Origin of the sequence: Aeromonas sp. L_1B5_3 (genome assembly GCF_963866575.1) — a bacterium.
GTDB classification, from domain to species: Bacteria; Pseudomonadota; Gammaproteobacteria; order Enterobacterales; family Aeromonadaceae; genus Aeromonas; species Aeromonas jandaei.
The window spans coordinates 1-606 of sequence record NZ_CAWMDN010000071.1; the positions used below are offsets into that span (position 1 = coordinate 1).

1 protein-coding gene and 1 pseudogene are annotated in these 606 nt (G+C 58.3%); both read right to left on the reverse strand.

Annotated features, from left to right (window positions below):
• Positions 1-173 (reverse strand): annotated as a pseudogene (locus tag AACR93_RS04565) (DNA repair protein RadC); the annotation flags it as partial.
• A gap of 124 nt (positions 174-297) precedes the next feature.
• Positions 298-573 carry a hypothetical protein gene (locus AACR93_RS04570; RefSeq protein WP_042048606.1) on the reverse strand — a complete coding sequence of 92 codons (276 nt, stop codon included), beginning with the start codon at positions 571-573 and terminating at the stop codon, positions 298-300.
• Positions 574-606 lie beyond the last annotated feature (33 nt).

The following is a 606-nucleotide window of genomic DNA, read 5'->3' on the forward strand; positions in this document are numbered from 1 at the left end:
AGCAGGGTTTGCAGCCGCTCGGCGGCCTCGGTGGTGCTGGTAATGGCGGTGCCTTTGGCCAAGCGCTTACGGGCAATCTGGTTGGCGATACGCAGCAGGTCTTGTTCGGTCACGGGTTCAGTGACGACATAAGTGCCGGGGCATTCCCCGGCTTTCAGCTTGTGATAACGCATAGTGGAATTCTCCAAATAAACAAAACCCCGGCACGCATGAAGCATGTCGGGGTTAAAGGTAGAGCGGTTGTTGGTTCACTTTGAGGGTAGTTCAGTTGGTCTTGGTGGCGGCTTCTGCTCCTGCTCAGGCTGTAGGGGCACGCTTCACCGGCATCAGCAATCCGGGGACCTGCAGGGTGAGCGGCATAGCGAGCGCAACGCTCAGCCGTTCCGCCAGCTCATAGGCTTGGCCGATAGTGTCGTAGTCAGCTATCCAGGTAGCCAGCGCCAATCCACTGGCTTCTACCGCTCGCAAGTAAACGCCGTAGCCGTGCACGGGCAGGGCGCTGCCCCGAACCACTTGCGTCTCGCCATTACGATTGATGGCTTCAAGTTCAACGGCTACCGGTTGTTTTGGCATCTTGTGCCTCCTCTTGGGGTAAGGGGTCACTCT

Excerpts from the sequence above, each read along its gene's own strand:
- AACR93_RS04570 (WP_042048606.1), bottom strand. The coding sequence starts at position 573 with ATGCCAAAACAACCGGTAGCCGTTGAACTTGAAGCCATCAATCGTAAT.